Origin of the sequence: Actinotalea soli, assembly GCF_017565425.1 — a bacterium.
GTDB classification, from domain to species: domain Bacteria; phylum Actinomycetota; class Actinomycetes; order Actinomycetales; family Cellulomonadaceae; genus Actinotalea; species Actinotalea soli.
Genome location: NZ_JAGEMK010000001.1, coordinates 891296 through 913288, shown reverse-complemented (window position 1 = coordinate 913288; position 21993 = coordinate 891296). Strand labels below are relative to the sequence as shown.

At 75.1% G+C, this 21993-nt stretch carries 17 protein-coding genes and 1 pseudogene; 5 read left to right on the top strand and 13 right to left on the bottom strand.

Going from position 1 to position 21993, the window contains the following annotated elements; all coding sequences use genetic code 11:
* Window positions 1-3: 3 nt before the first annotated feature.
* The 4 genes from J4G33_RS04145 to J4G33_RS04130 all read right to left on the bottom strand — a co-directional run bounded on the left by J4G33_RS04145 (window position 4) and on the right by J4G33_RS04130 (window position 4773).
* Window positions 4-1530: an FAD-dependent oxidoreductase gene (locus J4G33_RS04145; RefSeq protein ID WP_208054585.1), complete on the bottom strand. Its 1527-nt coding sequence runs from the start codon at window positions 1528-1530 to the stop codon at window positions 4-6.
* 43 nt (window positions 1531-1573) lie between these two features.
* Window positions 1574-2884, bottom strand: coding sequence for a Glu/Leu/Phe/Val family dehydrogenase (locus tag J4G33_RS04140; RefSeq protein WP_208054584.1), 1311 nt, complete (start codon window positions 2882-2884; stop codon window positions 1574-1576).
* A 168-nt stretch (window positions 2885-3052) separates the two neighbouring features.
* Window positions 3053-3991: a M15 family metallopeptidase gene (locus tag J4G33_RS17715; RefSeq protein WP_208054583.1), complete on the bottom strand. Its 939-nt coding sequence runs from the start codon at window positions 3989-3991 to the stop codon at window positions 3053-3055.
* Window positions 3988-4773, bottom strand: a complete 786-nt coding sequence (locus tag J4G33_RS04130) for an aldo/keto reductase (protein ID WP_208054582.1) — start codon at window positions 4771-4773, stop codon at window positions 3988-3990. Before J4G33_RS04130 ends, J4G33_RS17715 begins: the two co-directional genes overlap by 4 nt.
* A gap of 135 nt (window positions 4774-4908) precedes the next feature.
* Between J4G33_RS04130 and J4G33_RS04125 the strand changes: the two genes are divergently transcribed.
* Entirely contained in the window at window positions 4909-5427 is a 519-nt protein-coding gene (locus tag J4G33_RS04125; protein ID WP_208054581.1) for a flavodoxin domain-containing protein, read from the top strand.
* 18 nt (window positions 5428-5445) lie between these two features.
* Here the strand turns inward: J4G33_RS04125 and J4G33_RS04120 are convergent, their stop codons facing one another.
* Together J4G33_RS04120 and J4G33_RS04115 are read right to left on the bottom strand one after the other, a co-directional pair.
* Window positions 5446-6474, bottom strand: coding sequence for a LacI family DNA-binding transcriptional regulator (locus J4G33_RS04120; protein WP_208054580.1), 1029 nt, complete (start codon window positions 6472-6474; stop codon window positions 5446-5448).
* 4 nt (window positions 6475-6478) lie between these two features.
* Window positions 6479-6967, bottom strand: coding sequence for a DUF2505 domain-containing protein (locus tag J4G33_RS04115; RefSeq protein ID WP_307793732.1), 489 nt, complete (start codon window positions 6965-6967; stop codon window positions 6479-6481).
* Between the two features lie 115 nt (window positions 6968-7082).
* Between J4G33_RS04115 and J4G33_RS04110 the strand changes: the two genes are divergently transcribed.
* Window positions 7083-8558, top strand: coding sequence for a sensor histidine kinase (locus J4G33_RS04110; protein ID WP_307793731.1), 1476 nt, complete (start codon window positions 7083-7085; stop codon window positions 8556-8558).
* 136 nt (window positions 8559-8694) lie between these two features.
* Here J4G33_RS04110 and J4G33_RS04105 read toward each other — a convergent pair whose 3' ends face one another.
* Entirely contained in the window at window positions 8695-8943 is a 249-nt protein-coding gene (locus J4G33_RS04105; RefSeq protein ID WP_208054578.1) for a WhiB family transcriptional regulator, read from the bottom strand.
* Window positions 8944-9142: 199 nt separating this feature from the next.
* Between J4G33_RS04105 and J4G33_RS04100 the strand changes: the two genes are divergently transcribed.
* A complete protein-coding gene (locus J4G33_RS04100) occupies window positions 9143-9559 on the top strand; it encodes a hypothetical protein (RefSeq protein ID WP_208054577.1) in 417 nt (138 codons plus the stop codon).
* A gap of 8 nt (window positions 9560-9567) precedes the next feature.
* On the opposite strand, the gene J4G33_RS04095 is transcribed toward J4G33_RS04100, so the two are convergent.
* From J4G33_RS04095 to J4G33_RS04075, 5 genes are all read right to left on the bottom strand, one after another.
* On the bottom strand, window positions 9568-13611 hold the full coding sequence (locus J4G33_RS04095; RefSeq protein WP_208054576.1) for an FtsK/SpoIIIE domain-containing protein: 4044 nt from the start codon (window positions 13609-13611) through the stop codon (window positions 9568-9570).
* A 115-nt stretch (window positions 13612-13726) separates the two neighbouring features.
* Entirely contained in the window at window positions 13727-16330 is a 2604-nt protein-coding gene (locus tag J4G33_RS04090; protein WP_208054575.1) for an ABC transporter permease, read from the bottom strand.
* A complete protein-coding gene (locus J4G33_RS04085; RefSeq protein WP_208054574.1) occupies window positions 16330-17097 on the bottom strand; it encodes an ABC transporter ATP-binding protein in 768 nt (255 codons plus the stop codon). The genes J4G33_RS04090 and J4G33_RS04085 overlap by 1 nt, the downstream gene beginning before the upstream one ends.
* Before the next feature lie 176 nt (window positions 17098-17273).
* Window positions 17274-18038, bottom strand: a complete 765-nt coding sequence (locus J4G33_RS04080) for a response regulator (protein WP_208054573.1) — start codon at window positions 18036-18038, stop codon at window positions 17274-17276.
* Window positions 18035-19306, bottom strand: a complete 1272-nt coding sequence (locus J4G33_RS04075) for a sensor histidine kinase (protein WP_208054572.1) — start codon at window positions 19304-19306, stop codon at window positions 18035-18037. Before J4G33_RS04075 ends, J4G33_RS04080 begins: the two co-directional genes overlap by 4 nt.
* Before the next feature lie 157 nt (window positions 19307-19463).
* Between J4G33_RS04075 and J4G33_RS04070 the strand changes: the two genes are divergently transcribed.
* Both J4G33_RS04070 and J4G33_RS04065 read left to right on the top strand, forming a co-directional pair.
* Complete coding sequence (locus J4G33_RS04070) at window positions 19464-20147, top strand: response regulator transcription factor (RefSeq protein WP_208054571.1); 684 nt, start codon at window positions 19464-19466, stop codon at window positions 20145-20147.
* Window positions 20148-20162: 15 nt separating this feature from the next.
* Entirely contained in the window at window positions 20163-21503 is a 1341-nt protein-coding gene (locus J4G33_RS04065) for a sensor histidine kinase (RefSeq protein WP_208054570.1), read from the top strand.
* Between the two features lie 93 nt (window positions 21504-21596).
* Here J4G33_RS04065 and J4G33_RS04060 read toward each other — a convergent pair.
* Window positions 21597-21941: pseudogene (locus J4G33_RS04060) on the bottom strand (GtrA family protein); the annotation flags it as partial.
* Window positions 21942-21993: the final 52 nt, after the last annotated feature.

Here is a 21993-nt window from a genome sequence, read left to right as displayed (position 1 = left end):
CCGTCATCGAGGGTCGAGCCGCGCGAGGCCGCAGCGGGCAGGCCCCTCCAGGCGGCTGCCGTCGGCCCCGAACCGAGAGCCGTGCAACGGGCAGTCCCAGCTGCGCTCGCCGTCGTTCCAGGCGAGCACCCCGCCCAGGTGCGGGCAGATGGCGCTCACGGTGCGCACCTCGCCGTCGACCCGGGACACGGCCACGGGGCGGAGCCCCTCGCGGCCGACGGCGCCCTGACCCTCGCCGACCTCGGCGGGGTCCGGGGCGGGGGAGCTCATGGCCTGGGCCCAGCCGACCGTCAGCTCGCGGGCGACGAGACCGTTGATCGATGCCGCGCGAGGGGCCTGGGCGGCCACGTCGGTGCGCCACGGGTCCCAGTCCTGGGCCCAGTCCTCGGTCCGGCCCTCGAGCTGCGCGTGCAGGGCGAGGGCTGCCGCGGTCCCCGCGGTCATGCCCCACTTGGCGAAGCCCGTGGCGACCCACAGGTCGGTCGACCACGGCTCGTAGCGCCCGACGAAGGGCAGCCCGTCGGTGGTCCGGTAGTCCTGGGCCGCCCAGCGGTGGGTCGTCTGCACCGCCCCGAGGTGCTCGACGGCCCAGCGCTCAAGGTCCTCGACCCGCGACCCGACGTCCTGCGCGCGGCCGGTGGGGTGGCCGTTGCCGCCGACCACGAGGAGGTCCTGCCCGGCCTGGCGCACGGTCCGGCTGGGGGAGTCGACCGAGAGGTACATGCCCTCGGGCCGTGGACCTGCCACGCGGACCGCGATGCAGTGCGAGCGCTCCGCCTCCAGCCGGGCGAAGAAGCCCGACCGGTCCAGCAGGGGCGAGCCGGCCGCGATCACGACGTGGTCGGCCCGGACCCTGGCCCGTCCGGTCGCCGTCGAGCAGCGCACCTCACGGGGCGAGCCGGTGCTCACGCCGTCGACCCGGGTCCCGGCGTGCACCCGCACCCCGGCCGCGAGGGCATGACCGAGGACGGTGTGGAGGTAGGCCTGCGGGTCGATCTGCAGCTGGCCGGCGACCCGGAGCGCCCCGGTCGTGGCGAAGGGCAGACCGGCGTCCTCGAGGAGCTCGACCTCGAGGCCCGCCGAGCGCATCGCGGCGACCTCCCCCTCCAGGGTGGAGCGGCCCTCGGGGCTGGTCGCGTAGGTGATGCCGTCACGCACGGCGTGCTCGACACCGGTGGCCTCGGCGTGGGCGCGGACCCAGCGCTGCCCGGCGAGGTTCGCCTGGGCGTACCGGGTCAGGACGTCGGTCCCGTGGTGGCGGCCGAGCTCGCTGAACCGGGTGCCCTGGGCCAGGCTCACCTTCGCCGAGGATCCTCCGGTGGTCCCCGCGCCGACGTGCCGCGCCTCGAGCACGACCACCCGGCGACCGGCCCGGGCGAGCTCGACCGCGAGGGTCAGCCCGACGATGCCGGCGCCGACCACGGCGACCTCGCAGGTCAGGTCGCCGTCGAGCGGGCGGTGCGGGGTGGCGTGCCCGGCCGGTGCCGTGTCCGCCCAGAGGGGGTGGCGCGCTGCGCCCGTGAGGTCCATGTGACCACCCTCACCCCCGCGCCCCCGTTCCGCACCTCGTGGGTCAGGGGTACAGGCCCCGGGTCTGGTGGGCGGTGGCGACGCGCTGCACGCTGAGCAGGAGGGCGGCGTCGCGCAGGGAGAGGTCCCGGTGCCGCGCGGTCTTGCCGACGCTCTCGAAGGCCATCGCCATGCGCTCGGCGAGCCGCTGCTCGATCTCGGTCTCGGTCCACCAGTAGGCCTGCTGGGCCTGCACCCACTCGAAGTAGGAGACGACCACGCCCCCGGCGTTGGCCAGGATGTCCGGCACCACGACCACGCCCCGGTCGGCCAGCACCCGGTCGCCGTCGGGGGTGGTCGGGCCGTTGGCGCCCTCGACGACCCACCGGGCCTGCACCTGGCCTGCGGTCTCGGCGTCGAGCACGCCCTCGACCGCGGCCGGCACCAGGACGTCGACGTCGAGGGCCAGCAGGGCTGTGTTGTCGATCGGTTCGCCGCCGTCGAAGTCGACCACCGAGCCGGTCCGCTCGACGTGGGCCATCAGCCGGGGCAGGTCCAGACCCCCGGACCGGTGCACCCCGCCGTACTGGTCGCTCACGGCCTCGACCCGTGCCCCGCCCTCCGCGAGGAAGACCGCGGCGTGCGACCCGACCTTGCCGAAGCCCTGGACCGCGGCGCTCACGTCGTCGAGGGTCTTGCCGTGCTCGGCGAGGGCGGCGACCACGCAGTGCACCACCCCGCGGGAGGTCGCGGTCGCCCGGCCGAGCGACCCGCCCACCTCGAGGGGCTTGCCGGTCACGACCCCCGGGATCGTGTAGCCCTTGTTGACCGAGTAGGTGTCCATGACCCAGGCCATGGTCTGCGCGTCGGTGCCGACGTCCGGGGCCATGATGTCCCGCTCGGGGCCGATCATGGGCATGATCTCGCTGGTGTAGCGGCGGGTGACCCGCTCCAGCTCGCCCTGGGAGTAGTGCCGGGGGTCGATAGCCACCCCACCCTTGGCGCCCCCGTACGGGAGCTCGACCACGGCGCACTTCCAGGTCATCCACATCGCCAGGGCCCGGACCTCGTCGACGTCGACCGAGGGGTGGAAGCGCAGCCCGCCCTTGCCGGGCCCTCGCGAGACGTTGTGCTGCACCCGGAAGCCGTGGAACAGCTCGGTCGAGCCGTCGTCGCGGCGCAACGGGATCGCGACGTTGATCTCACGCCGTGAGGTCCCGAGCATCGCGTGCATCCCGGGGTCGTACCCCAACCGCTCGACGGCGTTCGCGAGCTGGGCCTGCGCGGTCGCGAGAGGGCCGTCGCGGGTGGGCACGGCGAGGTCTGCGGGGGCGACGTCCGGGACGACGTCCGCGACGGAGGTGTGGTCGGTCATCGGTGCGCTCTCCTGGTGACGGGTGGGCCAAGGGGTGCCGAGATCCGCCGGGGACGCCGTCGGACCCGAGCCCACTGTGTCACCCCTGTCGTGGACCGGCCCGGGGACGCGCCAGCGCGGTCGTGGGAGCCCCGGTCGAGGCAGCGACCGTGGTGGCGTGCCAGCAGGTCAGCCGACGTACTCGAAGTGCCAGTACTCGGGGTTCGAGCCGTTCTGACGGGCCCACCCGGGGGCGACCCAGCCGTAGGCCGGGGCGTTCTCCACGAGCCAGGTGTAGCGCGCCGAGCCGAAGCCGTGAGCCTCCCACTCCCACAGGTCGAAGGCGGTGCCCCAGCCGTGGTTCGAGGTGCCGGGCAGGGCGGCGATCGTGCCGTAGTGCTCCCGGATCGCGACCTGGTCGGCGTACGAGCGATAGCTCAGGTCGATCGCCATGTTCTCGCCGAAGGTCGCCCGGTAGGCCTCGTTGAGCCTGGTCGCCGCGGCCGCCGCGTCGCTGCGCAACCACTGGTGGTTGCCGCGGGAGTCGGTGCACCAGGAGAGCGCGGCCATCTGCGCACGCGGGATGTTGCCGTTCGAGCCGTCGCCGGCCTCGGTCGGGGTCGAGGTGAAGAAGGCCGTGCCGTCGTCCTGGGGCGGCTCGTAGGACTCGGGGCCCCCGCAGTCCGGGGCTGCCCCCTCGGCGGGCCAGGTCGACGCGTGGCCGGCGGCGGCCTGGGCCTGGGCCTCGGCGTGGGCTTGGGCGGCAGCGGCCGCCTCGGCCTGTGCGGCCTCCTCGGCCTCGGCCTGGGCGGCCGCCTCCTGCGCGGCCTCCTCGGCGGCGGCTCGCTCAGCCGCAGCGGCCGCCTCCGCCTCGGCAGCCGCTGCGGCCTCGGCCTCGGCCCGAGCCTCCTCGAGGGCCGCGAGCCGTGCGGCCTCCGCCTCGGCGTCCTCGGTCGAGGTGACCTGAGGGGTGGTCGTCGGGGTCGTGGCCACGGCCTCGGTCCGGTTCTCGGCCTGGGAGGCGCGAACCTGCACCGCCGCCACGACCCCGACCAGGACGGCCAGAGCCACGGCGGCGGCGAGGATCAGGAGGCGACGACGACCGCCCCACGAGAGCGCGCGGTTCACGAACCGAGGGCGTCGATCCGTGCGAGCTCCTCGTCGGTCAGGTCGACGAGAGCGTCGAGGTTCGCGTCGATGCGCTCGGGGGTGACCGACTTGGGGATCACCACGACCTCGTGCGCCAGGTGCCACTGCAGGACCACCTGCTGGACGGTCCGGCCGTGGGCCCGGGCGATCTCGGTGAGCACCGGGCTCTCGGCGTCGGTCCGCTTGAACGGGCTGTACCCCTCGACGGCGATCCCGCGCTCGCGATGAGCGGCCAGCAGGTCGGCGTCGAAGTCGCTCGGGCTCCACGGGATCTGGTTGATCGCGGGGGCCTCCCCGGTGGCCTCGATCAGCTCGTCGATCTGGGCGATCGAGTAGTTGCTCACGCCGATCGCGCGTGCCAGGCCCTCGTCGCGGAGCTCGCGGAAGGCCTCCCAGGTGCTCGGCGTGGCCTGCTTGTTCGGTGGCCAGTGCACGAGCCAGAGATCGACGTGGTCGGTACCGAGCAGGCGCAGGCTCTGGGCGAGGGTCTCGCGCTCGCGACCCGCGGCGTCGGGCGGCAGCTTCGTGGTCACGAAGACGTCGGCCCGTGGGACCGATGCCTCCGCCAGGCCGCGACCGACCTGGTCCTCGTTCTGGTACCCCGTCGCGGTGTCGATGTGCCGGTAGCCGGCGTCGAGGGCGTGCCGCACGGCGCGGTAGCAGTCGTCGCCCTCGGACTGCCACGTGCCCAGGCCGAGGAGCGGGATGGTCACGGGCCCCGTGGGGGAGCGCAGGTCGATGGTGGGGATCGCGGTGCTCATCGGCCCAGTGTGCGGGACCTGCGGCCCAGGCGCTCGTGCTCCCGGTGCCTGAGTCTGGAGGGGTCGCCGGTGACGAGCGACCCGTCACCCCGGACCGCGGTGGTCGTGGGGACGGTCTGGTGCGGGGGTACGGAGATGAGAGTTCTCGTGACGGTGGCCTCGCGGCACGGCGCGACCAGGGAGGTCGGCGACGCGATCGCCGAGGTGCTCCGCCGTGCGGGGCACGTGGTCGAGATCGCGGACCCGGAGGACGTCGAGAGCCTCGAGGGGGTGGATGCCGTGGTCCTGGGCTCGGCCGTGTACGTCGGACGCTGGGCCGCCTCGGCCCGCGCGCTGGTGGACCGGCTCGCGCACGGCCTGTCTCGTCGGCCGGTCTGGCTGTTCTCCTCGGGCCCGGTGGGGGCGCCGCTCGCGCCGCAGGGCGATCCGGAGGAGATCGCCTCGGTGATGGCCCGGCTCGGGGCCCGGGGGCACCGGACCTTCGCCGGTCGGCTCGACCTGGGGGGGCTCGGGATCGCCGAGCGCGCGGTGGTGGCGCTGGTCCGCGCCGAGGAGGGGGACTACCGGCCGTGGCCACAGATCGAGGACTGGGCCCGCCTCATCGCCGCCGACCTGCACCAGGAGGAGATCCGCGCGGTCCGGCTCGTGCGCTGACCGGCCCTCCCGGGGCGTTCAGGCCGAGGCGCGCACCACGACCTCGGCCCCGAAGATGCGCGGCGCGTGCGAGGTCGCCCGGCCGGCGACCTGGTCGAGCAGCACCTCGGCCGCGACCCGGCTCATCTCGACCACCGGGTTGCTCATCGTCGTCAGCGGGGGAGCCGTCGAGGCCGCGACGCCCAGGTCGTCGAATCCGATCAGCCGCACGTCCTCGGGGACCGCGCGGCCGTGGGCCCGGAGCACCTCGAGGGCCCCCGCCGCCATGAGGTCCGAGGCGGCGAAGACCCCGTCGACGTCGGGGTGCTCGCGCAGCAGCTGCTCCATCGCGGCGGCCCCGCCCGAGGAGGTGAAGTCCCCGCGGGCCACGGCGTGGTCCGGGAGGCCGGCCGCCGCGAGGGCCTCGCGCCAGCCGGCGAGCCGGTCGACCCCGGCGGCCATGTCGAGCGGCCCGGCGATGGTGCCGACCCGGCGGCACCCGACCTGCACGAGGTACTCGGTGGCCCGGCGCCCACCCAGGACGTTGTCGACGTCGACGTACTGGATGGTCTCGGGGGACTGCCACGGCCGCCCGACGAAGACGCACGGCAGGCGGGAGCCGGCGAGCACCTCCTCGAGGGAGTCGTCCCGGTGGTGGGAGACGACCACGGCGCCGTCGACGTGCTGGTTGCGCAGGTAGCGGGCGGTGCGCTGGGTACCGTCGTCGCGCCGCGCGATGATCAGGACGAGCTGGATCTCGGTGTCGGTCAGGGCCGCGCTGAGCCCCTGCAGGGTCCGGGCGAAGTACGGGTCGGAGAGCACGCGCTCGTCGGGCTCGGGCACCACGAGGGCGATCGAGTCGGTGCGGCGGGTGACGAGGCTGCGCGCGGCACGGTTCGGCGAGTACCCGAGGGCGACGATCGCACGGTCGACGGCGCTCTGGGCCTCGGGGCTCACCCTCAGCCCGCCGTTGATCGCGCGCGAGGCCGTCGAGCGCGAGACCCCGGCGTGCTCGGCGACCTCCTCGAGGGTGGGCGCGTGACGACCGGGGCGCTCGACCTGGCTCACCGGGTCAGCGCGCGAGCCAGGTGGCCCCGGCGCGACCCTCGGCCGCGAAGGCCTCACGGATGCCCCCGGCGGTCGCCTGCTCGACGGCCGAGGCGAAGAGCGGCACCGAGGCCTTGAGCTCGCCCTCGACGTGGTGGGTCGTGCTGCCGTCGGGCTCGCCGACCAGGCGCATGGTCCCGGAGAGCCGCACCGGCGCCCCGGTGATCTCCACCACCACGGTGCCGCGGCGGGCCCCCTGCTCGGGGCCTTCCCACGCCTCGACCTGTCGGACCTCGACGCTCGCCCCGACCACGGAGCGGAACTGCGCGGGGATGTCGGTCGAGGGCATGTGCCGGCGGGTGGTCACGGTGAAGGCCTCGGCGCTGGTGCCCACGACGTCGACCTGCTGCGACGTCGCCCCGGTGGCCCGGACCTTGGTGGCCACGAACTCCTCGTCGGCGAGCATCGCGGCCACGTCGTCGATGCCGGCGTCGTAGGTGGTCTGGACGGACACGTGCACCGGAGCCTCCGAGGGTGGGAAAGGTAGGTCGAGGTTAACAAGCGGTGGGGCGGTGCGCTGCGTCGTCGGCGGGGCGGTCGGGCGCGCGTCCTGCGCCTAGGCTCGCAGGGTGTCCACCCTGAGCGATCTGGTCTCCCGTCACGCCGACCTCGCCCCTGCCGACGTCGAGTGGCTCCATCTCCTGGTCGGCGACTGGCAGCTGATCTCCGACCTGGCCTTCGCCGACCTCGTGCTGTGGCTGCCGACCCGCTCGGGGGACTTCGTCGCGGTCTCCCAGGCCCGGCCCTCGACGGGGGCGACCGTCCACTACGACGACATCGTCGGCAGCAGCGCCCCCGAGGGCCAGCGGCCCCAGCTCGAGCGTGCCCTGGCCGAGGTGTCGATCCAGCGATCGCGCGAGCCCCGCTGGTTCGGCACCTACGCGGTGCGCGAGGAGGCCGTCCCCGTCGTCCACGCCGGCCGCCCCATCGCGGTGGTCGCCCGGCAGACGAACCTGGGCGGGGCCCGCACCCCGAGCCGGCTCGAGCTCAACTACGTCGAGGCCGCCGACGACCTGGTCGCGATGATCTCCCGGGGTGAGTTCCCCGCCCCCAACGCGCCGACCGGACCGCGCCGCGGGGCGCCTCGGGTCGGCGACGGGTTGATCCGGCTCAACTCCGAGGGCGAGGTGCTCTACGCGAGCCCCAACGCCCTCAGCTGCTTCCACCGCTTCGGCGTGCTCGGCTCGCTCGTGGGCAGGTCCCTCGCCGAGGTCACGACCGACCTGCTCGAGGACAGCACCGCGATGGACGAGTCCCTGCCCCTGGTGGTCATGGGCAGGGCCCCGTGGCGGACCGACCTCGAGGCCCGCGGGGTGTGCCTGTCGCTGCGAGCGGTGCCCATGACCGAGGACGGGCAGCGCATCGGTGCGGTGCTCCTGTGCCGTGACGTGTCCGAGCTGCGGCGCCGCGAGCGTGAGCTCATCACCAAGGACGCGACCATCCGGGAGATCCACCACCGGGTGAAGAACAACCTGCAGACGGTCGCGGCCCTGCTGCGCCTGCAGGGTCGGCGGATGACCTCCCCCGAGGCCAAGGACGCCCTGGACGAGGCGATGCGCCGCGTGACGACCATCGCCCTGGTGCACGAGACGCTCTCGCAGACCCTCGACGAGACCGTGGACTTCGACAGCCTCGTGGACCGCAGCCTGCGGCTCGTGGCCGACGTCGCCTCGGCGGGGGCCTCGGTGCGCACGGTGCGGACGGGGACCTTCGGCATGGTCCCGGCCGAGGGGGCGACGGCGCTGGCGCTGATCCTCACCGAGCTGGTGACGAACGCCGTCGAGCACGGCTTCGTCGGACGCGAGGTCGGGACCGTCGAGATCGTCGCCGAGCGCAGCGGTCAGCACCTGCACGTGGTCATCGACGACGACGGCGTGGGGCTGGCCGACGGGGCGAGCGGGCCCATGACAGGGCTCGGCACGCAGATCGTCGAGACCTTGGTCCGCAACGAGCTGGGGGGCTCGATCGGCTGGTCGGCCCGCGAGGGGGGCGGGACGCGGGTCCTGCTGGACCTCGACATGCGTGAGCGCCGCGCGGTCGTCTGAGCCGCAGGCCGCCCGTCCCGGTCGGGGGTCGCACGACCGAGCCCGACCATGGCCCTGAGCACGACGACGCCCCCGGCACCGTCCTGTGCGGGCGGCGCCGGGGGCGTCGGGGAGTGCTGGCTGAGGGGCTGCCTGCTCAGCTCGCGCGGCGGGCGCGGGCGGTGCGGCGCTTGAGCGCGCGGCGCTCGTCCTCGGAGAGGCCACCCCAGACCCCGGCGTCCTGACCGGACTCGAGGGCCCACTTGAGGCAGGTCTCGGTGACGGGGCAGCGACGGCACACAGCCTTCGCCTCCTCGATCTGGAGCAGAGCGGGGCCGGTGTTGCCGATGGGGAAGAACAGCTCCGGGTCCTCGTCCAGGCAGGAAGCGCGGTGACGCCAATCCATCTGTATCTCCTCTGGGCACGCGTCGAGCCCGCCCCCGGTGGGGGACTGGGCTGACAGTGGGGGGTTCGTGCGGTCGTCCTACGTCTGAGAACAAGCCTCACACGCGTCCCAGAGGTGCACAAGGGGTTACGTCAAGATTTCGAGCCGATAACGATGAGGTCTTTGTCACATCGCTTCGACCACGCCGTAGGCTCGGCATGTGTCCGCTGCGCCCCGTCGCCCCGTGGCCCCCGTCGTGCTGCGGGTGGCGCTCGTCCTCGTGCTCCTCGAGGCCGCCGTGCTGACCGCCCTCTCGCTGTGGTGGCTCGTGGTGCTCGTGGGCGAGGGGTCCCGGGTCCTGGCCGTCGCGCTGTTCCTGCTGCTCTTCGGGCTGGGGGTCGCCGCCGTGCTCGTGGCCGCCGCCCGCGCCCTCCTGGCCGGCAGCCGCCGAGCACGGGGCCCGGTGATCACGTGGCAGCTGCTCCAGGGAGCCACGGCGGTGACCCTGCTGCAGGGCGGGATCGCGTGGGGCTGGCCCCTGCTGGCCCTCGCCGCGGCCATCCTCGTGCTGCTCATGACGCGGCCCGTCGTCGCGCACACCACCCACGAGGTCGTCGCGGACCCCGAGCCCGTCTGACCCACCCGTCACGGGTGCCTGCCCGGGCCGAGGGTCCCGCCAGCCCCCGCGGCCCCGCCCGGTCGCTGCCGGGCCACCTGCACGGGCAGCGTGCGTCCACGGTGCGCGACGGCTCCCCGACCCGGGTGGTCGGTCAGCATCGGGTCCGTCACCAGCGCCAGGTCCGTGCCGGCGACCTCACCGCTGCCGGGACTCGAGGGGCTCAGCACCACCACGCAGCTCTCCCGCAGCAGGGCGAGAGGGCCGCGGAAGGCGCTCGCGGCGGTTCCCGTCCGGCACGAGGCGAGCAGCACCGGTGGTCGTGGCCCGCTGAGCACCGCCGCGAGGTGGTCGGCGAGGCGCTGGTCCGTCCGGAGGTCGACGTCGAGGTCGTCCAGCAGGTAGGCCGTGCGCGACCCGAGACCGGTCCCGAGGTGCCCGGCGTCGGCCGGCGCGGGGAGAGCGGGCGGCGGGCCGACCTGGACCGCCCAGCCCAGGGCCCGGACCCCGTGGACGAGGGTCTCCAGGGCCGTGGTGCGCCCCGAGCCCGGAGGTCCGACGACGAGCACCCCGTCCTGCAGCGGCAGCAGGACGGGGGTCGCGCGGTCGCCCCCGAGGCCGAGGACGACCTCGAGGGGCGCCGGGTCGCGCCGGAGCACCGACCCGTGCTCACCTGCCGGCGCGCACCTCGTCGCGCCGTCGGGGCCACCGACGTCCTCGAGCCGGACCAGCAGGGGCAGGGGCGCCAGCCGTACCGGCGCGGGCCCCCCGGGAAGCGGCGGGTGTCGGGCGGGCGGCGGACCAGCCACCGCGACCTGGCACTCGACGGCGTCCCCCGCGTCGAGCAGCACGCCGCGCCCGGGTGGGGCGTCCGTCCTGCCGCGGCCCCCGAGGGCTGGTCGGCCCGTCGAGGTCGTGCCGGACGCCCCGGCGGATCCGGTCGGGACACCGAGCAGGGCCGCGTCGTGGGGGTCGTCGACCGGCAGGACGAGACGAGCCGTCGCGTGCGGCACCAGCCGGGTCGCCTCGTGGGGGAGGCAGCCCACCACCACAGCGGTGCCGTGCCGGCGCGCGCCGCGCAGCACCCGGTCCAGCAGCTCGAGCCCTGCCCCGCGCGGCAGCAGCTCGAGCCCGCGCTGGACCTCGCCGAGGTCGTCGATCACCAGCAGCCTGTCCGGAGGCGTCCCGGCTCCCGCGGTGCTCTCGCCCGTCGACGACGTGCTCGTCGGCGGTTCCGTCAGGAGCAGGGCCAGCAGCCGGGCGACCCGGCGCGGGTCCCCGGCTCCCACCACGGTGCCCGCGAGCGGGTGCGCGTCCTCGGCGAGCTGCGCTCCCAGGAGGCCCGGGGCGGGGGACCCGTGGACCGCGTGCACGGTGATGCCGCCGTCGAGGGCGCCGCGCGCGAGCGTCGCGAGCGTGGTGCTGCGCCCCGAGCGGGTGCGTCCCGCGACGATCAGCACGCCGTCCCCGCGCCACCGGGCCACCTCGCGGCTCCGCCACGCAGGTCGGTCGGCCAGACCCAGGACGAGTCCGTCGCAGGACGCGTCGTCGGTGCGGCCGGTGAGCTCCTCGAGGCCGACCCGCTGCGGCAGGGCCGGGAGCCAGGGAGCGGGACCGGGGCGGTGGCCTGTCGCCTCGGCGGCCGCCCGGCAGGCCTCGACGAGCGAGGTGGCGTGGTCCCGGGGCGCTCGACCCTCGGGCGGACGGAGCCTCGGTCCGGAGGCGGACCAGGGTGCGGCGAGGTGGGGGCGGTCGTGATCGGCCCGGTCCAGCGCCGCCCAGGCCGTCTGGACGAGCTCGGGTCGAGCCGGGCCACGGCGCAGGAGCGCCCGTCCCGGCCGGTCGGCGGGCAGGTGCGCCGCATCCGGCACGTCGAGCAGGTCGGTCGAGTCGGCAGGGTCGGCGACCCGGAGGGCGACCCGGAGCGAGACGTTGGCCCGCATCTGCGCGTCGACCACCCCGGCGGGCCGCTGGGTCGCGAGCACCAGGTGGATGCCCAGGGACCGTCCCTGGGCCGCGAGGTGCACCAGGCCGGGCACGAAGTCGGGCAGGTCCTCGGTCATCGCGCGCAGCTCGTCGACCACCACCAGCAGACGGGGCGGTGCGTCCTGCGGGTCGAGGTCCTCGAGGGTGGCGGCCCCGGCCGCCGCGAGCACCGCCTTGCGGCGGCCGAGCTCGATCCGCAGGCCGTCGAGGGCCCGGGCGGCCTCGGTCGCGTCGAGGTCCGTCACCCGGCCGACGACGTGGGGCAGGTCCGGGCACGGGCCCAGCCCTGTGCCGCCCTTGTAGTCCACCAGGACGATCGAGAGCCGGTCGGGCGGGTGGCTGAGCGCGAGCCCGAGGACGAGGGACTGCAGGAGCTCGGACTTGCCGGCCCCCGTGGTCCCGGCGACGAGGGCGTGCGGACCGTCGGTGACGAGGTCCACGGTCACCTGACCGGTGGCACCGGTTCCCAGCGGTGCGACGAGCCCGGCGCGCGGCGTGGCCCACCGCGCCGCGATCCCCTCGGGGCGGTCCGGCAGGTCGAGGTCGACCAGGCCCACGCGCGTCGGCAGGTCGGTCCCGCGGCCGCTCGCCGTCCCCTCCTGCTCGTCCCCACGCACGGCGAGGCGGCGTGCGACCCGCTCGGCCCACGTCGCCGTCCCGGCGACCAGGTCCACGGCCGTCTCCGAGACGGGGCCCGCGAGCCGTCCCCGGCCGGGTCCGTCGACCTGCAGGACCCACCGGCACCAGCCCGGCACCTGCTCGGGATGCTCGGCGAGCAGGAGCACCGAGTCCTGCGCCCGGTGCCGGTCGAGCCACCACCGGTGCAGGGCGGGCCGAGCTCGTGGGGACTGGTCGGCCACCACGAGGTGCGGGCTGGGGACGTCCCGCTGGAGGACCGCCGCGGCCTCGGTCGGTGTCCGGGCCACGCGGACGCCGTCCGGTCCGGGGGAGTCGTCGCCCGAGCCGCCGAGCCTCGGGGCGAGCCACCGCGCCCAGGCCCAGTGCGGATCGGCGGTGGCAGGGTGCAGCAGGGTGAGCTCGGTGGGCCCGGCGGCCAGGGCGCCCGCGACGAGAGCCCGTCCCACGGCCCGCGTCCGGTCGGGGGGCCCCACGACGGCCAGGCCCTCCCGGGCCATCGCGGTCCACGGAGCAGGCAGCGGCTCGTGCCCACCGGCGCCGTCCCCGCCGGCCAGGTGCACCAGCAGCCCCGGGGCGTCGGACCCCAGGGGCGGGCTCGTGCCGGCAGGGCGACGCCGTCGGCTCACGCGGTGCAGGGTGGTGGGGAGCAGCACGGTCAGGGGTCCCACCAGGCCGAGGAGCAGGAAGACGGGGTTGCGCATCGCTGCGGCCAGGGCGATCGAGGTCAGGGCGGGCACCAGCCAGGACGCCGTGCTGACCGGACGTGGGGACCGGTGGCCCAGATCTCCGGGGCCCGTGTCCTGCCCGCTGCCGAGCGCCCGTCCGGTCCCGCCCCGCGGCACGGACCCCCCGGGTGCGCGCTCGGGGACGGACCGGGCCGACCGCAGCCGCAGCACGCTCTCTCCCACCACGACGTCGTCCCCGGGGCGCACCCGTGCGGGTCGGCGTCCGACGGTGCGCTCGCGCCGCCCTCCGGCGCGGCGCAGGAGGGTGCCGTTGGCCGACCCGAGGTCCTGGACGGTCCAGCGTGGCCGCCGTCGGCCTCGACGCCGCACCAGGGCGTGCTCGCGCGAGACCCCGGTGTCGTCGAGCCCGAGCCGCCCCGGGACGGTCCTCTCGTGGAGCCCGCGCCCGACGGCGAGGCGCGCGCCCTGCCCCGGCACCCCGAGCTCCCCGGCCCCGGGTCCGTCGACGACGGCCAGGTGCCAGCCGGCCCGGTGCGCGAGCACGACCGGGTCGGGGCCGGGGACGCCGAGGTCGACCTGCGCGCCGTGGACCCACGGCACGACCCCCGCCACGTGGTCCTCGTCGAGCCTGCGGCCCTCGACCCACCACGCCTGGGCCGTCACCCGGGGGTCTCCCGTGAGCCGCGCGGCGGCGTGCCGTGCGTCGTGCAGCGACAGGCCGCGGGGGACCTCGAGGTCGACCGAGGCGAGGGAGAAGCGCATCCCCTGAGCGAAGCCCGAGGGGGCTCTCGGGACACACCACGGGCCGCCCTGCCTGGGGAGGCTGGGACGGCCCGTGGTGCTGTGGACTGCTCGCGCCGGCGCGGCGGGTGTCGAGCTACTCGACGCCCAGGGCCTGCACCGGAGGGGTGCGAGCCGCGTTGCGGCCGGGCAGGACCGAGGCCAGCAGACCGGCGGCCAGGGCCACGAGGAGCACCAGCCCCAGGTCACGCCAGGGCACGGTCAGCCCCACCGCGCTGATCTCGCCGAGCAGGGTCTGAGACCCGGCCCAGCCGTACACGACCCCCAGCAGGGACCCGACGAGCGCCCCGACGGCCGCGACGAGCAGGCCCTCCATGGCCAGGGTCGCGCGCAGCTGACGCCGGGACAGGCCCAGGGCGCGCAGCGTCGCCGACTCCCGTCGCCGCTCGATCACGGACAACGACAGGGTGTTGGCCACCCCGACCAGCGCGATGACCACCGCGACCGCGAGCAGCCCCACCACGACCGCCAGGAGCGTGTCGATCACCTGCTGGTAGAAGCCGCGCTCGATCGCCGCCCCGGTCGTGCTCAGCCCCACGTCGGAGGCAGCCGCCGCGACGTCGACCGCGCTGACCACCGCGCTCGCGTCGTCGAGGTCGGTGACCCCGAGCCACAACCCGCTGACCGGCGCGGCCGGGTCCAGCAGCGCCATGGTCTGGTCGGTGACCATGACCCCCCAGCTCGGCATCTCGGTCGTCGCCACGGTGAGGGTCACCTCCGCCCCCGAGGAGGCGCCCTCCTCGTCCGCCGCCGGGGTCAGGGTGAGCTCCTGACCCTCCTCGATCCCGAGGTTCATGGCGAGGGAGGCCGCGACGACCACGCTCGCGTCGTCCAGCTCTGCCACGTAGTCCGGGGTGCGCAGCACCTCCCTCGCGAGGGAGGGGTCGATCGCGGTCGCCTCGAAGGTCTCGAGCGTGGTCGTCGCGCCGTCGAGGTCGTCGACCACGGCGACCATCGTCCTGGTGGTCTCAGCGATGGCCCGCACCTCCTCGACCTCCCTGACCTCGCTGGTGACGGCGGCGGGCAGAGCCGGGTAGCTCATCCCGTTGCCGACGGTCTCGACCTGGACGTCGACGGGGTACTGCTCGTCGAGGGCCTCGTTGAGGGAGTGCCGGGTGCTGGCCGCCCCCGTCGACATCATCGCGACCAGGGTCACGCCCACCAGGAGGGCGCTGCTCGTGGAGGCCGTGCGTCGCGGGTTCCGGATGCTGTTGGCCCCGGCGAGGGTCGCCGCAGGTCCGCCCCGCGAGAGGAGCCGGGCGAGCCCGCGGATGAGCCACGGGACCCAGAACACCGCCGCGACCATGAACCCGACGAAGGAGGCCGCACCCCCCAGCACCCCCGCGGCCAGGCCGAGCAGGAGGTCGACGTTCGTGGCCAGCACCATGCCGAGGGCCAGGAGCCCGAAACCGCCCACCACGAGCAGGCCGGAGAACCAGGCACGCAGGCGGCCGCTCCGGGTCGAGACCTGCGGGTTCTCGGCCGGGCGCAGCGCGGCGAGGGCCGAGACCCGGGTCGCGGCCCGGGCCGGGCTCAGCGCCGCGACCAGGGTCACCGCGGTGCCGACCAGCAGCGGGACGAGCACGACCACGGGGGTGATGGTCACCGTCTCGGGCAGCGGCACGTCGGCCGCCGTCCGTCCCAGGACGCTCAGGGCGCCCTGGACCACCGCGGCCCCGAGCACCAGCCCGATCGTCGAGGCGGCGACGCCCAGGAGGCTGGCCTCGATGAGCACCGACCGGCGGAGCTGCTTGCGGCCGGCGCCCACGCAGCGCAGCAGCGCCAGGGTGCGGGTGCGCTGGGCCACGAGCACCTGGAAGGTGTTGGTGATGACCAGCCCGGCGACCAGCAGCGCGACAGCGGCGAAGCCGAGCACGATGGCGGTGAAGACCATCGAGCTGCCGGTCAGCTCGGCAGTGATCTGCTCGGCAGCCTCGTCGACGGTCTGGACGGTGGCGCCGTCCACGGACGCGCGCAGGGCCTCCTGGGTCGAGCGCAGGTCAGCCCCGGGGGCGAGGGCGACGAGCGCCTGGGCAGCCGTCACCCCCATCTCCTCGGTGTCGAGCGCCTCCATCCAGGAGCGCACCAGGCCCTCGTCGGCGACGGCGGCGCCACCGGTGCCGATGAACGCGGAGACCCCGTCGTCGAGCAGGCCCGTGACCTCGAGGTCCTCGCTCGTCGTGCTGACCGACCCGCCCTCGGCGTCGTCAGGGTCCGGGGTCCAGATCTCGAGCTGCATGGTGACCGTGTCGCCGACCTCGACCCCGACCAGCTCGGCGAGGCTCGCCGGGAGCGCCACCTCCTCGGCCCCCGACGGCAGCGCGCCCTCGCTCAGGGTCTCGGCCTCGAGCCCCGGGTGCGTGGCCTTGGCCTTGACCACGGTGTAGAGGCGTCCGTCACGGCCGACGACCTCGACGTACGTCCGCCACTGGGGGTCGATCACGTCGACGCCCGGTACCTCGCGGGCCGCGGCGAGCATGGCGTCGTCGAGCTCCACCCCGTCGATGACCAGGTCGGCCTCGGCGTAGGAGCTCGTCACGGCGTCGTAGGTGGTGCGGGTGATCGCGTTGCCCGCGAGCAGGGTCGCGGCGACGAAGGCCGTGCCCAGGACGATGGCGATCCCGGCGGCGGTCAGCCGCCCCAGGCTGCGGCGCATCTGCGCCAGGGTCAGGCGCAGCATCAGCGCACCGCCGGCTCGTCGAGGGAGCGCAGGGCGTCGAGGCCCGCGAGCACCGACTCGGGGGTCGGGTCGCTGATGTCCCCGGCGATGCGGCCGTCTGCCAGGAGCACGACACGGTCGGCGTAGGCCGCGGCCGACGGGTCGTGGGTGACCATGATGATGGTGCGACCGAGCTCGCGGACCGAGCGGCGCAGGAAGCTGAGCACCTGGGCCCCGGCCCTCGAGTCGAGGTTGCCGGTGGGCTCGTCGGCGAAGATCACCTCGGGCTTGGCGATCAGGGCGCGGGCGATCGCCACGCGCTGCTGCTGCCCGCCCGAGAGCTCGCTCGGCCGGTGCGTCAGGCGGTCGTCGAGTCCCAGGGTCGCGGTGAGCGTGCCGAGCCACGCCTCGTCGACCGGTGCACCGGCGAGCTCGAGGGGCAGCAGGATGTTCTGCCGGGCCGTGAACATGGGCAGCAGGTTGAAGGACTGGAACACGAAGCCCACGCGGTCGCGCCGCAGCCGGGTCAGGGCGTTGTCGTCGAGACCGGTGATCTCGGTGGTGCCGAGGAAGGCCTGCCCGCCGCTCGCGACGTCGAGCCCCGCGAGCAGGTGCATGAGCGTGGACTTGCCGGAGCCCGACGGGCCCATGATCGCCGTGAAGGCCCCGGCCTGGAAGTCGACGTCGACCCCGGCCAGGGCGTGGACGGCTGCCTCGCCCTGGCCGTAGACCTTGGTCAGGCGACGTGCGCTGACCGCGGTGGTGCTGGTGATCGGTGTGCTGGGCACGGGTGGTTCTCCTTGGGTGTCGTCGTGTGCCTCGACGCTACGGAGCCGCCGGCCCCCGGGGCGTCGCGCCCCGGCATGGTCCTCGTCCGCCTCGGGTCATCCCGTGGTCGGACCCGGCGGCGGCGGTGGGCCCCCCTGGGCGGGACGTGGTCGTGCGACCAGCGCCCGCCGCGACCTCAGCTGCCCGGGCGCACCAGCCCGCCCTCGTAGGCCGTGACGACGGCCTGCACGCGGTCGCGGGCACCGAGCTTGCTCAGGATCCGTCCCACGTGGGTCTTGACGGTGGCCTCGGCCACGAAGAGGTCCCCGGCGATCTCGGTGTTCGACCGGCCGCGGGTCATCAGGACGAGGACCTCGCGCTCGCGGTCGGTCAGCTCTCCCAGCCCCGGGTGGGCGGTCGAGGGGTCCTCGGCCTCGGGCAGGGCCGTGACGAGGTGCTCGAGCAGGCGGCGGGTCGAGGAGGGGGCGATCACCGCGTCCCCGGCGTGGACGGTGCGGATGGCCGCGAGCATCTCCTCGGGCGGCGCGTCCTTGAGCAGGAAGCCGCTGGCCCCGGCACGGATCGCGGCGAGCACGTACTCGTCGAGGTCGAAGGTGGTCAGAACGATCACCCGGGGCACGGGACGCCCGGCAGGCCCCGCGCCCGCCGCGCCAGTCGTGTCCGAGGGGCCCGAGGAGCCCTGCAGCGTGCCCGACGACGGCGCGGTGAGCCGGGCGGTCGCGGCCAGGCCGTCGAGGGTCGGCATGCGGACGTCCATGAGCACGACGTCGACCTCGACCACCGCGAGCCGGCGCAGGGCCTCGGCGCCGTCTCCGGCCTCGAGGACGACCTCGAGGTCGGGCTGGGAGTCGATCACCATGCGGAAGCCTGCGCGCACCAGCTGCTGGTCGTCGACGAGGGCGACACGCACGGGGGGGTGGGCGGCGTCGGTCGTGGTCATCGGTGCTCCTCGTGCGGGGGGATCGGGATCTCGGCGCGGACGCGGTACCCACCGCCCGGGCGGGGCCCGACCGTGAGCGTGCCGCCCAGCATGGCCGCCCGCTCGCGCATGCCGAGCACACCTTGGCCGACACCGTCGGTCTCGGCGGCCGCGCCACGCCCGTCGTCGCTCACCTGCAGGACCAGGGCCTCGGGCTTCCACTGCAGCATGACGGTGGCCGAGGGGGAGGGGCCGGCGTGCTTGAGGATGTTCGTCAGGGACTCCTGGCAGATCCGGTAGACGGTGAGGTCGATCCCCGGGGGCAGCCGGCGGGCCGTGCCCATGCGCACCACGGAGACGTCGACCCCGCTTCCCCGCACCTGCTCGACGAGCTGGTCGATGTCACCCACGGCCGGCTGCGGGGCGAGGGCGGGGGCGCCGGTCTCCGTGTCGTGGGGGGCTGGCCTCGTCGATGCACCGGTCTCGACCGCTGCGCCCGCCGAGAGGCCCCCGGTGGCGTCGTCGGTCGACGGCCGGAGCACCCCGAGCAGCCGCCTCATGTCGGTGAGGGCAGCGCGTCCGGTCTCGGCGATGGTGGTCAGGGAGCGGGTCGCGGCGGCAGGGTCGTTCTCGGCGGCGTACCGGCCGCCGTCGGCCTGGGCGATGATCACCGAGAGGGAGTGGGCGACGATGTCGTGCATCTCGCGCGCGATGCGGGCCCGCTCGGCAGCGGTCGCGATCTGGGCCTGCTGGTCGCGCTCGACCTCGAGGCGCAGCGCGCGGTCGACCAGGGAGTCGATCGACTCGCGGCGCGCGCGGCGCACCAGCCCGAAGGCGAAGGTGCTCAGCGCCAGGAGGGCCAGGGCCACGGCGAAGACCCCGCCCGTCACGAGGGACCCGGACTCCAGCACCGCCGCGCCGCCGAACATGGCCGACCCTGTCAGGGCGCCGATGATCGCTGTGCGGTAGGCCCAGACGGGGCCGTGCACGGTGACCGAGTAGAGGGCCACGAGCACGAGGAAGTCGACCGGGACGATGAGCAGCTCGCCGGCGAGGAAGTGCACCAGCGCCACGGAGAACACCGCCACGGCCGAGGCAGTCGGCCGGACCCTGCGCCAGGCCAGCGGGACCACCTGGGCGAGGGAGGCGAGCCCGATCCAGCTGTTCTCCGTGACCGAGAAGCTCGACGCGCTCGGCACCACGAGCAGGGCGGTGAGCCCTGCCGCGACGGCGTCCATGACGAAGCGGTGCTTCTCGTCCCAGGCGCTCACGCGCTCCCACCACCGCACGCCGCCAGCCTAGGGGCGGCACGGGGCCTGCCACGTCGGCCCACGGGCGGAGCGGCGGTCCCCCTGGGGGTGTACGCCACGCGCGGGTCGTGCTCGTGACGCCTGTGCACCGCGCGGGTTGCACCGTCCGGGCGGCTCGTGTGGCTAGCATGTCCGCATGACGCACGTTCTCTTGGCCGAGGATGACCCAGCCATTGCCGAGCCCTTGGCCCGGGCCCTCGGTCGCGAGGGCTACGACGTGGTCGTGCAAGGCACCGGTCAAGGGGCCATCGAGGCCGCCCCGGCGGCCGACATGGTGATCCTCGACCTCGGCCTGCCGGACATGGACGGCCTCGACGTCGCGCGCTGGATCCGCGGCCAGGGGCTCAGCACCCCGGTGCTCGTGCTGACCGCCCGGGCCGACGAGGTCGACCTCGTCGTCGGGCTCGACGCCGGGGCGGACGACTACGTGACCAAGCCCTTCCGCCTCGCCGAGCTGCTCGCGCGGGTGCGGGCCCTGCTGCGTCGCACCCACGCCGACGGTCTCGAGGAGGACGAGGTCCACGCCCAGAACGTGCGCATGGACCTCGCCGCGCACCGCGCCTTCCAGGGGGAGCGGGAGCTGCACCTGACGGCCAAGGAGTTCGAGCTGCTGCGCGTCCTGGTGCGGGAGGCCGGGTCCGTGGTCCCGCGCGAGCAGCTCATGCGCCAGGTCTGGGACAGCGACCCGACCGGCTCGACCAAGACCCTCGACATGCACGTCTCGTGGCTGCGTCGCAAGCTCGGCGACGACGCGAACGACCCGCGCTACATCTCGACGGTCCGGGGCATGGGCTTCCGGTTCGAGACCGGCGCCTCCTGAGCGCGGTGGGCTGAGGTGCGGCGCCGCGTCCTCCAGGCGACCGTCGCCGCGGTGACGGTCGCGGTCCTGCTGCTCGGCATCCCCCTCGCGATCTTCAGCTCCCAGCTCATCCGGGACGCCGAGCTGCGCAACCGGGACGACCGCGCCGCGAACCTCGCGCGTCAGGTCGAGTCCAGGATCTCGAGCGACCGGGAGGTCACCGAGGAGCTGCTCGAGCTCTACCTGGGCGGGGACGACGGCAGCCTGCCGGCCTCGGTCTCGGTGGTCACCGCCGACGGCACCCGGGTGCGTGCCGGGGAGCCCATCGAGGGCCGTGCCTACCCCGCGGTCGTGCGCACCGACTCCGGGGCGGTGGTCCTGGTCTCGATCTCCTACTGGGACGTCGTCTGGCGTACCACGCAGGCCGTGCTGCTCGTGCTCGTGACCTCCCTGGGAGCGGTGCTCGCGGGGGTGGCCATGGCGTTGTGGCAGGCACGGCGCCTCGCCGCGCCTCTCGTGTACCTCGCGGCGAGCGCGGAGCAGCTCGGCTCGGGGCAGGTCCGGCCACGGCTCGAGCCCTCGGGGGTCGAGGAGATCGACCTGGTCGCCGCCGAGCTCGCCCGCAGCGCCGACCGCATGGCTGGTCGTCTCGCCGCCGAGCGCCAGTTCGCCGCCGACGCCTCGCACCAGCTCCGTACCCCGCTCACCGCCTTGTCGATGCGGCTCGAGGAGATCAGCCTCGCGACCGACAAGGACGAGGTCCGGGAGGAGGCGCGGATCTCCCTCGAGCAGGTCGAGCGTCTGGTCACGGTCGTCGACGACCTCCTGACCCGGTCGCGGCGCGCCTCGGGGGGCACCACGGAGGCCGTGCACCTGCTCGACGTGGTGCACCAGCAGGAGGAGGAGTGGCTCCCGTCCTACCGTTCCGCCGGGCGGACCCTCGAGGTCGAGGTGCCCGACGACGTCGCCGTCCTGGCCACCCCCGGGGCCCTGGCCCAGGTGCTCGCGACCCTCATCGAGAACTCGCTGCGCCACGGCGGCGGGACCACGACGATCCGCTCGCGGGGCTCGGGCCCCGGCGCGGCCATGGTCATCGAGGTGACCGACGAGGGGCCCGGGGTCCCGGACGACCTCGCCCCGCGGATCTTCGAGCGTGAGGTGACCTCAGGCGCGGGGACCGGCCTCGGGCTCGCGCTGGCCCGGGACCTCGTCGCGGCCGACGGCGGACGCCTCGAGCTCGCGCAGCGTCGGCCCCCGGTCTTCGCGATCTTCCTCTCCGGGGTGCCCCGGACGCTGGACCCCGACCTCGTGCTGCCGCGCGGGGCCACCCTGTCCCTGCGCGGCCGTCGTCGCCGCATCCGGGGGCCGCGGCGCTGAGGCGGGGACCCCCTCGACGACCGAGCCGCCGGTGAAGACGAAGCGCCGGTAGGCGAGGTACCGGAAGGCCGTGCCGAGGCCGAGCCCGACCACGTTGGCCGCGAGGTTGTCCGCCAGCGGGGAGGTCAGCCCGAGCGCGTAGCGCGAGACCGCCAGGCAGCCGACCGCGATGGCCATGCCGCCGACGTTGACCGCGGCGAAGACCGCGAGCTCGCGGGCGTGGGCCCCGGTGCGGCGCGCGGCGAAGGCCCAGTAGCGGTTCCCCACCCAGGAGACCAGCATCGCGACGGTGACCGCGAGGACCTTGGCGGTCAGGGGGCGGTCGCCGAGCAGCGGGCCGGGACCGTGCAGCAGGAGGTTGAAGGTCCCGGCGTCGACGACGAAGGCCACGGCCCCGACGGAGCCGAACCTGAGGAGCTCGGTGAGCCGGGTCCGCATGGCGGCAGGGTATCTGGACACGGCGCCGGTCCTCCTGCCGACCTTGTTAGGC